The organism is Cryobacterium sp. 10I1, from assembly GCF_035019805.1.
Lineage (GTDB): Bacteria > Actinomycetota > Actinomycetes > Actinomycetales > Microbacteriaceae > Cryobacterium > Cryobacterium glucosi.
Window position 1 is genome coordinate 1 of sequence record NZ_JASJVF010000124.1, and the last position, 9,779, is coordinate 9,779.

A 9,779-nucleotide genomic window follows, 5' to 3' on the forward strand; every position below is an offset into this window, starting at 1 on the left:
GCTCGAGCACCTGCTCCTGCTTGCTCGGCAGGTCACCGGCGACCTCCTCCTTGGTGCGGCGCAGCACCTTGCCCATCATCGAGCGGGGGAGCTCCTCGACCTCGACGATGCGCCGCGGCACCTTGTACGCCGAGAGCCGGGTGCGGCAGTACTCACGCAGGGCGTCGACGTCGAGCGCGGCGCCGTCGGTGAGCACGATCGCGGCGACGACGTCCTCGCCGCCGTTCTTGCTCGCGATGCCCACGACGGCGGCGTCGGCGACGTCGGGGTGTGAGAGCAGAGCGGCTTCGACCTCGGACGGCGACACGTTGAACCCGCCCGTGATGATGAGTTCCTTGATGCGGTCGACGATGGTGACGAAGCCGTCGGCGGAGACGCGCACGATGTCGCCGGTGCGGAGCCAGCCGCCGTCGAGGAGCACCTTGGCGGTCTCGCTCGGCTGGTCCCAGTAACCGGAGAAGACCTGCGGGCCGCGGACGAGCAACTCGCCCTCTTCCTCGACACCGCGGTCGATCGACGGGTCCTTCGGGTCGACGACGCGGATCTCTGTGCTCGGGAACGGCACTCCAACGGTACCTGGACGGCGGCTCGGGCCGATCGGGTTTCCGACGGCGATCGGCGAGGCCTCGGTCATGCCGTACCCCTCGACGAGGAGCCCGCCGGTGGCGGACTCCCAGCGTTCGACGATCGAGACGGGCAGGCTCATCGCGCCAGAGATCGAGAAGCGGATGCTCCGCAGGCTCACGTTCCGTTTCTCGGCAGCGGTGACCAGCCGGTCGTAGATCGGCGGGACCGCGGGAAGGAAGGTCGGCGGAGTGTGCTTCGCGGCGTCCAGCAGCAGGTTCTCATCGAACTTCGGGAACAGTACGAGCCGGGCCCCTGTCGCCATCGCGAAGGTGAGGCAGAGGGTGAGGCCGTAGGCGTGGAACATCGGCAGGACGGCGTAGAAGACCTCCTGGCCGGGGGTGAGACCGGGCACCCACGCCTCGCCCTGGAGCGCGTTGGCCCGCAGGTTCGAGTGGGTGAGGATCGCGCCCTTCGGGGTGCCGGTCGTGCCGCTGGTGTACTGCAGAACCGCGGTGTCGCCGAGGGCCGGTCGCGGGTGGTTGTGGCGGAGCTTGCGGGCGCGCACGAGGGAGGACCACTCGATGGCGTCCTTCGGCAGCTCGGAGACGGTGAGTGCGTCTCGCGAGGACCGGGCCTGCTTGATCGGCAACCGCAGGGCGAGGCGCTTGACCAGCGGCATCGCATCCGTGAGGTCGACGGCGACGACGGTGCGGAGTCCCAGGTCGGCCGGGAAGTCGCGCACGGTCGCGTAGACCTTGTCCCAGACGATCGCGACCCGGGCGCCGTGGTCTTCGAACTGGTGCCGCAGCTCGCGCTCGGTGTAGAGCGGGTTGTGCTCGACGACGATCGCGCCGAGGCGCAGCACGGCGTAGAACGCGACCACGTGCTGGGGGCAGTTGGGCAGCACGAGAGCGACCCGGTCGCCGGGCTTCACGCCGAGGCGCATCAGCCCGTTCGCAACGCGCGAGATCTGCTCCCCGAGCTGGGTGTAGCTCGTGGTGCCGCCGAAGAAGTCGAGCGCGATCGCGTCGGCGTAGAGCCGGCAGGAGGCCTCGATCATGCCGACGAGGGTGTCGGAGGGGGCCGGGATGGTGTTCGGCACCCCGGGGGCGTACGAGCCGAGCCAGGGCTTGTTGGCGAAGGCGTTCATCGTTCGGCCGGTTCGGGGGTTTGCATGGTGTCCCGGTCGCTCGCGAGCGCGCGAGCCGACCCGAGTTCGACCTTGAGGGCGGCGACGAAGGCGTCGATGTCGGCCTCCTCGGTGTCGAAGCCGCACATCCAGCGCACCTCGCCGGTCGCCGGGTTCCAGTCGTAGAAACGGAACGCCTCCCGCAGGCTGTCGGCGACGCCGGGCGGCAGCACCGCGAACACGGCATTGGACTGGGTGGGCTGGCTGAAGGAGACGCCTGTGATCGAGCCGTCCGCGATGCCGTCGTCGAGGGCGGTTCGCAGTTTCGTGGCCATGGCGTTCGCGTGGCCGGCGTTCCGGAGCCAGAGGTCGCCGTCGAGCAGCGCGATCAGCTGTGCCGAGATGAACCGCATCTTCGAGGCGAGCTGCATGTTGAGCTTGCGCAGGTAGACCAGGCCGGCGGATGCCTCGGGGTTGAGCACGACGATGCACTCGCCGTACATCATCCCGTTCTTGGTGCCGCCGAAGCTCAGCACGTCGACGCCGGCGTCGCGCGTGAACGCGCGGAACGGGACGCCGAGCGCCGCGGCCGCATTGGAGAGGCGGGCGCCGTCCATGTGCAGGGTCATGCCGTTCGCGTGCGCGTGGTCGGCGATGGCCCGCACCTCCTCGATGCTGTACGCGGTGCCGAGCTCGGTGGTCTGGGTGATCGAGACGACGAGCGGCTGGGCGCGGTGCTCGTCGCCCCAGCCCCAGGCCTGCTGGTCGATCAGCGCGGGGGTGAGCTTGCCGTCGGGGGTGTCGATGGTGAGGAGCTTGATGCCGGCGACCTTCTCGGGGGCGCCGCCCTCATCCGAGTTGATGTGCGCGGTCGAGGCGCAGATGACGGCGCCCCAGCGCGGCAGCATCGACTGCAGGCCGACCACGTTCGCGCCGGTTCCGTTGAAGACGGGGAAGGCCTCTGTGCCCTCGCCGAAGTGCCGCGCGAACACCTCCTGGAGGCGCTCGGTGTACACGTCTTCGCCATAGGAGATCTGGTGGGCGCCGTTGGCCCTGCCGATCGCCTCGAGGATCTCCGGGTGCACCCCGGAGTAGTTGTCCGAGGCGAAACCGCGCGAGGAAAGGTCATGGAGTTGAGTCACCCCTCCATCCTTGCGCATCCGGCTCCGCCGCCACTGTGAGATGTGCTCGCGGACCGGCGCCCGCGCATCCGCTCAGCCCCGGAGCGCCTCGCGGAAGGTGACCCGTGCCCCCATCCGGAGGAGAGAATTCGCGTAGATGCGGGAGCCGATCAGGATCACGAGGGCGGTGGAGGCGAGCAGGATCGCGAGCGAGAGCAGCGGCTCCCACCAGGCGGCGGTGCCGAGGAAGATCCGCATGGGCATTCCGACGGGTGCCGAGAACGGAATATAGGACATGATCGCGAGCACGGTGGGGTTGTCGTTGAACAGGATCACCAGGAAATAGGGAATCATCACGAGGACGAGCACCGGCGAGGTCGCCGAGCCGACGTCCTCCTGCCGGGACACCATCGACGCCGTCGCCGCGAACAGCGAGGCGAGCATCACGAACCCGAACGCGAAGAACACCGCGAACCAGACGAGCGACGGGCCGATGTCGCCGAGCAGGACGTGCTGGCCGGTCACCGCCATGCCGATAGAGACGAGCAGGCCGATCGCGACGATCTGCCCGAAGGCCATGATGCTGTTGCCGACGACCTTGCCGGCGAGGAGCGCCCGCACCGGGATGGTCGTCATCAGGATCTCGACGACGCGGGTCTGCTTCTCCTCGACGACGCTCTGCGCGATCGTGGAGCCGAAGGTGATCGCCGACATGAAGAAGACGAGCCCGAAACCGATCGCGACGAGGTAGACGAGGCCCTCGCCCTGTTTCGATGGTTCCAGAAGGGTCACCTCCGGGCGGAGGCTGAGGACGCCGACGACCTCGAGCGGGGTCGCGGAGAGGGCGATCACCCGCAGGGGCAGCGGGTAGCCGGCCTGCGATTCCGCCGGCACGATCGCGGCGGTCACCGTGCCCGCCCGCACGAGGGCCTCGGCGGCGGCGACATCGTCGGCCTCGACGGCGGCCAGCGTGCCGGCCTGGCGCACGACCTGCGCGGCGGCGGACCCGACCACCGCGACCTTGGGCAGGGTCTGGTTCTGGCCCGCGATGCCGCCGGCCACGACGGACCCGATCGAGACGAGCAGAAGGATGCCCGTGGAGATCAGGAAGGCCTTGCTGCGGAGCCGGGCCACGATCTCCCGGGTCGCCACGAGCCAGACGCTCTGCCGAAGCGTCGGCGCCGGATACCGGTCGGCCGTTCCCGATGGAGTGCTCACTGCACGACCTCCTTGAAGATGGTGGCCAGGCTCGGGCGCTGCTGGCTGAAAGCGAGGACCGGGCCGCGCTCGAGGGCGAGGCGGAGGACGGCCTGGCTCGCGGCATCCGTCTGGGCCTCGAAGACAGCGAAACCGCCGCTCACCTCGAGGACGTCGACGCCGGGCACCGTGCGGACCCAGCCGGCGTCGTCACCCGTGCGGATCTCGAAGCGCGGGCTGCTGTGCCGCTCGCGAAGTTCCTCGCGGGGGCCGTTCGCGCGGATCTCGCCGCCGGCGATGATGACGAGGTCGTCGCAGAGGCGTTCGACGATGTCGAGCTGGTGCGAGGAGAACAGCACGGGGACACCGCGAGCGGCATAACTGCCGAGCACGCCCATCACGACCTCGACCGCGAGCGGGTCGAGTCCGGAGAACGGTTCGTCGAGGACGAGGAACTCGGGGTCGTGCACGAGGGCCGCCGCGATCTGCGCACGCTGCTGGTTGCCGAGGGAGAGCGATTCGACAAGGTCGCCGCTGCGCTCGCCGAGGCCCAGGCGCTCGAGCAGCTCTGCGGCGTTGCGCCGGGCGGATGCCGGGGGTAGCCCGTGCAGGCGGGCCAGATAGACGAGCTGCTCGCCGATCTTCATCTTGGGGTACAGCCCGCGTTCCTCGGGCATGTAACCGAAGCGGCGGCGGTCATCCGCGGTCAGCGGAACCCCGCCCTGCCGGACGTCGCCGGAGTCGGACGACAGCACGCCGAGGATGATCCGCATCGCGGTCGTCTTGCCTGCGCCGTTCGCGCCGACGAAGCCGGTCAGTCGGCCGTCGGCGATGTCGAAGCTCACGTCGGTCAGCACCTGCCGGGTGCCGAACCGCTTACTGACGTGCTCGATCGAGAGCATGCCCCTCCTCCGTATGCTTGCCCACGCTAGCGCGCCTCTCCGCTACCTGTCGCCGGTTCGGACAATAGTGGCCGTGACACCGGCCGCAGTCGTCCGCAGCGGCAACACCTGTCGGGTGGCGCGGTCAGCCGAGGGGGATGCGCGTGTTGTTGACGGATGCCGCCGGCACGTCCCAGAGGGAGACGACCCGTTCGGCGAGCTCGGGTTCGAGGCCGTCAAGGGCGCGGACCACGAAGACCGCGGTCGCGGCGGTCTGGCCGCTCGGTGGGGCCGCCTTCGCGAAGCCGTGGCCGACGGCGCGGGTCCACGTTTCCGCCGCCGACTTCGCCGCGGCGTAGTTCGCACCGCCGGGGGCCGGCGCTTCCACTGAGACCGACGAGACGATGCCGAGGCGACCGGTCGGCGACGCGAGCAGGTCGGCGTTGAAGGCGCGGCTCGTGTTGCGGAGCGTGGTCACGATATTCCGGTGCAGGAATGCCCAGTCCTCGTCCGACTGGCCGGCGAGGCCGCCGCCGCCGCGCCAGCCGCCGACGAGGTGAATGAGCCCGTCGATCATGCCGTGGTCTGCATGGACGCGTTCGGCGAGGTCGGTGACGGCGGCGAAGTCGGCGAGATCGCAGGCATAGGGGAACGAGCCGGGCACGCTCCCGACGAGCGCGTCGAGGCGTTGCCGGTTCGACCCGACGACGATCACGCGGGCGCCCGCAGCCGCGAGCGCCGCGGAAACGGCCAGCCCGGCGGCACTCGTCGCACCGGCGACGAGCACGGTGCGGCCGGCGACGAACCTGCGGGCGGCATCCGCTGCTTCGGTCATCGTCGGCCGCCCCGCCTAGTCGCGCCCGGTGATGCCGGCCGTCGACTCGATGACGGCCTTCATCTTCTTGTCGAGCGCCTCGAAGAACATCGAGAGCGGGAATTCGTCGTCGAGCACGAGGTCGGTGTACCCCTTCGGAGGTCCGGCGAGCACGTCGAGCGGGAGCCCGCGCGCCCAGGCCGAGGCCGGGTTCGGCGTGAGCGTCTCGGCGATCATCGCGTACGCGGCGAGCCAGTGCGCCTTCTTCGGCCGGTCGATCGAGGCCCAGTAGAGTTCGTCGATCCGGGCGCCGAGTGCGATCACGACGTCGGGGACGGCGTCCCAGTCGAGGCTGAGCGCAGTGTCCGTCCAGTGCAGCACGTGGTGCTGGTGCATCCACGCGAACAACAACTGGCCGCCGAGGCCGTCGTAGTTGCGCACCCGGCTGCCGCTGATCGCGAAGCGGAAGATCCGGTCGAAGATCACCGCGTACTGCACGAGGCTCGCATGCCTGCGGGCCTCCGGGCTCGCGTTGTCGTCGCGCGCGATCGTGACCGACTCGCGGAAGGCGGTGAGGTCGCAGCGCAGTTCCTCGAGGGAGTAGAGGAAGAACGGCATCCGCTGCTTGATCATGAACGGGTCGAACGGGAGGTCTCCGCGCATGTGGGTGCGGTCGTGGATGAGGTCCCACATCACGAAGGTTTCCTCGGCGAGGTGCTGGTCGTCGAGAAGCGCCGCGGCCTCGGTGGGCAGCTCGAGGCGGGTGATGGCGGATGCCGCACCGACGACCCTGCGGAAGCGCGCGGCCTCCCGGTCGGCGAAGATCGCACCCCAGGTGAAGGTCGGGATCTCGCGCATCGCGACCGTCTCGGGGAAGAGCACGGCCGAATTGGTGTCGTAACCGGGTGTGAAATCGAGGAACCGGATCGGCACGAACAGCTTGTTCGTATACTCCTGCTCGAGTTCGGCGACGAACTCCGGCCAGATCACCTCGACCAGGACCGCCTCGACCAGACGGTTCGTGCTGCCGTTCTGGGTGTACATCGGGAAGACGACGAGGTGACGGATGCCATCGGTCCGGTGCAGCTGCGGCTGGAACTGCATCAGGGAGTCGAAGAAGTCGGGCATGCCGAAGTCTTCGGCCGCCCAGCGGGCGAAGTCGCGGCCGAGCGCCGCGAGGTAGCCGGCGTCGTGCGCGAAGTACGGGGCGAGTTCCTCGATGGCCGAGCGAATCACGGCGACGTGGCCGGCGGCATCCGCCCGGTCGGCGGGCTCGGGGACCGAACCGTCCTTGGCCTGGATGGCCTGCATCGCCGTGGCAGCGGCCTTCAGTCGCAGCCACGCCGGGGTGGTGGCGACGTCTGTGCCGACTGCGCTGCCGAGGTCCGGCGTGTCCTCGAGAACCTCGGGCTCACCGACCAATGCTTCTGCACTGTAATTCGACATGGGAACCTCCCGTCCTCGTGAATGCCGCGGTCGCGGCGGTGTGTACGCGCTTCTCTGCGCGAGCCCCCAGCGTATCCGGGGACAGACGGCGTTTTCATGCGGGCTGCCGCAGTGAATCGCCGTGTTCGGCCGGTTTCGCGCGTGAATAAGCCGCGCAGTGCAGCCCGGTACCGCCCACGGGCGCTCCCGATCTCCCTCGGTCCATCCTGAAACGATTCATATTCCCTGCGCTCGAAGCGTCGGTCAAAACCGGTGCTGAGATGTGCACAAAGATCGTGTACGTTGCTAATGATGTGTGAAAACCCACACGACTTTCTCAGCCGGCCCACACGGTCGCCCTGAGTCGTGCCACCGGAGACACACGTTCTTAATCCACACCCAAAGGAGTCCAAGGTGGCGTCGAAACCTGCTGCAGAGATTATTCAAAGTATCGGAGGTGCCGGAAACGTCGTGGGTCTCACCCATTGCGCCACCCGGCTCCGCTTCCAGCTCAAGGATGCATCCGGTATCGACCAGTCGGCCGTCGAGGCGATTCCCGCCGTCCTCGGCGCCGTCCCCCAGACGGGCGACCGCTACCAGGTCGTCATCGGTGGTGCGGTTGAGACCGTGTACAACGAAATTATGGCCCTCCCCGAAATGAAGCGGATCAGCTCCGGCGGATCCAGCGAGGGCGACTCCGTCGCCGATATGAAGGCTGCGGGGAAGGCAAAGGGACCGCGCGGAAAGTTCGCCGCCCTCGACACGTTCTTCGAGGTCCTGTCCGACTCGTTCCGTCCCATCCTCGGTGCGCTGCTGGGCGCGTCGCTGTTCATCACCTTCATGGCCTTGATGGCGACCCTCGGTGTCATTCCGGCCTGGAACGCGCCCGGCGTCACCCTTGATCCGTCGTGGCAGTTCGTGAACCTGATGTGGCAGGGCGTCTTCGTCTTCCTGCCGCTGATGGTTGCATACAACGCCTCCAAGCGGATGGGCGCCGACCCGTGGGTCGGCTTCGGCATCATGGCCGTCGTCATGCTCCCGGGCTTCACCGCCCTGGGGAAGACCGATGGTGCGGAGTCCGTCTTCGGCGGCCACGCATCCGTCGTGCAGATCTTCGGACTGCCGCTGACGGTGTTCGACTACAGCTCGCAGGTGTTCCCGCCGCTGCTGATGGCCGGAGTGCTCGCCGCCCTGACCGTGCTACTGAAGAAGATCATTCCGTCCAGCGTCCAGCTGATCTTCGTGCCGTTCATCAGCATGCTCATCATGATCCCGCTGACCGCCTTCCTGATCGGCCCGATCGGTGTGTACGGCGGAGCCGGACTCGGTAACTTCCTCAAGTCGATCAACGATTTCTCGCCGTTCATCTTCGCGGTCGTCATCCCGCTGGCCTACCCGTTCATGGTTCCGCTCGGCCTGCACTGGCCGCTGAACGCGATCATGCTGCTCAACATCCAGTCCCTCGGGTTTGACTTCATCCAGGGCCCGATGGGCGCCTGGAACTTCGCGTGCTTCGGCGCCACTGCCGGTGTGCTCTTCCTCGCCATTCGCGAGAAGGACCGCTTGATGAAGCAGACCGCGACGGGCGCTCTCGCTGCCGGTCTCCTCGGCGGTATTTCCGAACCCTCTCTCTACGGAATCCACCTGCGGTTCAAGCGCATCTACCCGCGCATGCTCATCGGTTGCCTCGTCGGTGGCGTCATCATCGGACTCGGCGGCGGCGTCAAGACCAGCGCATTCGTCTTCACCTCGCTGCTGACCATCCCCGCGTTCGACAACATCCCGCTGTACACGATCGCCATCGCTGCAGCCTTCTTCACCGCGATGATCCTCGTGATCCTCTCCGGCTACCAGACGCCGGAACAGAAGGCGGAAGTTGCCGCCCAGGTTGCGGCCGACGAAGCCGAAGCGAGCAAGAAGTCCGCACACGTCGCATCCGTCGCAGCACCGGTTGCCGCCGGTACTGCAGGCGCAGGCGTCGCCACTGCGACCAGCACCGGAACGGCCACCGCCGTCGCCACCCTGCTCGCCACGATCGGTTCGCCGGTCGCCGGTATCGTCGTTCCGCTCGCCGAGGTCCCTGACCCCGTGTTCAGCAAGGGAATCGTCGGCCCCGGCGTCGGGATCGACCCGACAGAGGACACCGTCTACGCCCCCGCTGCCGGCAAGGTCCTCGTCGCCCAGCCGACCGGTCACGCCTTCGGGCTGCTGCTCGACAGCGGCGTCGAACTGCTCATCCACGTGGGTATCGACACCGTGAACCTGGCCGGCAAGGGCTTCGACGTCAAGGTCGCCGCCGGCGACCGCGTCGAAGCCGGCACCCCGCTGGTGGTCTTCGACCGCACGATCATCGAGGACGCGGGCTACTCGCTCGTCACCCCGGTGCTCGTGACGAACGCCCGGAAGTTCGGGCCCGTCGAGCAGGCTGCCTCCGGCCACGTCCAGGTCGGAAGCCCGCTCCTGACGGTCGCCGCTAAGTAACGGTCGTCACCCGGTAATACGCATCACGTTTCACCGCACAAGGCGGGCAGAGGATTCTCTGCCCGCCTTGTGTTTTTTGTCAGGAGCGCTCAGGGGCGGATGCCGCGCGCAGTCGCCAGAGCGAGGTCACCTCTGCGGCCCTCGCCGCGTGCAGCGGGTCGTCG

At 68.2% G+C, this 9,779-nt stretch carries 7 protein-coding genes; 1 reads left to right on the forward strand and 6 read right to left on the reverse strand.

Annotated features, from left to right (window positions below; translation table 11 throughout):
* The 6 genes from QN345_RS11565 to QN345_RS11590 form a co-directional block, all read right to left on the reverse strand.
* On the reverse strand, nt 1-1,717 hold a 1,717-nt coding region (locus tag QN345_RS11565), incomplete at its 3' end, for a long-chain-fatty-acid--CoA ligase (protein ID WP_323508670.1).
* Nucleotides 1,714-2,838 (reverse strand): low specificity L-threonine aldolase, encoded by a 1,125-nt coding sequence (locus QN345_RS11570; protein ID WP_322189084.1) that lies wholly within the window; start codon nt 2,836-2,838, stop codon nt 1,714-1,716. The genes QN345_RS11565 and QN345_RS11570, both read right to left, overlap by 4 nt.
* 72 nt (nt 2,839-2,910) lie before the next feature.
* On the reverse strand, nt 2,911-4,035 hold the full coding sequence (locus QN345_RS11575; RefSeq protein WP_134560405.1) for an ABC transporter permease: 1,125 nt from the start codon (nt 4,033-4,035) through the stop codon (nt 2,911-2,913).
* Complete coding sequence (locus QN345_RS11580; RefSeq protein ID WP_322189087.1) at nt 4,032-4,916, reverse strand: ABC transporter ATP-binding protein; 885 nt, start codon at nt 4,914-4,916, stop codon at nt 4,032-4,034. Before QN345_RS11580 ends, QN345_RS11575 begins: the two co-directional genes overlap by 4 nt.
* Nucleotides 4,917-5,040: 124 nt before the next feature.
* Nucleotides 5,041-5,730 (reverse strand): SDR family NAD(P)-dependent oxidoreductase, encoded by a 690-nt coding sequence (locus tag QN345_RS11585; protein ID WP_322189089.1) that lies wholly within the window; start codon nt 5,728-5,730, stop codon nt 5,041-5,043.
* A 15-nt stretch (nt 5,731-5,745) separates the two neighbouring features.
* Entirely contained in the window at nt 5,746-7,155 is a 1,410-nt protein-coding gene (locus QN345_RS11590) for a DUF6421 family protein (RefSeq protein ID WP_322189091.1), read from the reverse strand.
* Nucleotides 7,156-7,548: 393 nt separating this feature from the next.
* On the opposite strand from QN345_RS11590, the gene QN345_RS11595 reads away from it, so the two are divergent.
* Nucleotides 7,549-9,615, forward strand: coding sequence for a glucose PTS transporter subunit IIA (locus QN345_RS11595; RefSeq protein ID WP_134560397.1), 2,067 nt, complete (start codon nt 7,549-7,551; stop codon nt 9,613-9,615).
* Nucleotides 9,616-9,779 lie beyond the last annotated feature (164 nt).